The following is a 622-nucleotide window of genomic DNA, read 5'->3' on the forward strand; positions in this document are numbered from 1 at the left end:
AAAAGTCGGTATCCGGCTGCAGCGTGCCATCGACAGTGCGAAACTTTTTGATCACAAATTGCGGCTGTGTATCGGCTGTCACCTGGGCACTGTCGCTGCCGGGTTCAAACTGGGGCAGGGCGACCACACCATGATTGCGCATCATCTTGAAAGGCCGGACGCTTTGGCCTTTACCTGCACACCGCCCTTCCTCAACGGCATCACAGGGTGAACAGGCTGTGACAAGGGCCGGCGTTCTGGTAGAGCGTTTGCTGACCGGCGCCGGGGCTCTCTCTGTGCTGGATGCCGGGACTGAGGCCTGTGCCATGACGAGCCCATCGTTCTGGTCATCAGGGCTGGCTTGTGTGGCCGCCTGCATAGCTTCCGGGCCCGTCCATCCCTGCTTTCTGGCCTGATATTTGGTCACGCGTTTCTGCTTGCCGCCCTTCTGGGTAAACCAGGTTGCCTGCTTGAAGCTGTTACGGGAGTCCGTTCGCTCTGGTGCGCTGGCCAGGGCCTGGCGAGGTGCTCTGGCTGTGCGGACAGCGCGCCCTGCTGTGCGAGAGAGCTCACGGGTGTAGCGGCTGCTGGCAGCCTGCCGGCCCTTGTCAGACGCTTGTTGCAAAGCCAGTGTCTTGTATAG

1 protein-coding gene is annotated in these 622 nt (G+C 61.1%); it reads right to left on the bottom strand.

Annotated elements, in window-relative coordinates; genetic code table 11:
• On the bottom strand, positions 1-604 hold a 604-nt coding region (locus tag E1189_RS00680; protein ID WP_155158212.1), incomplete at its 3' end, for a hypothetical protein.
• Positions 605-622 lie beyond the last annotated feature (18 nt).

This window comes from Parendozoicomonas verongulae (genome assembly GCF_009711465.1).
Classification (GTDB): Bacteria; Pseudomonadota; Gammaproteobacteria; order Pseudomonadales; family Endozoicomonadaceae; genus Sansalvadorimonas; species Sansalvadorimonas verongulae.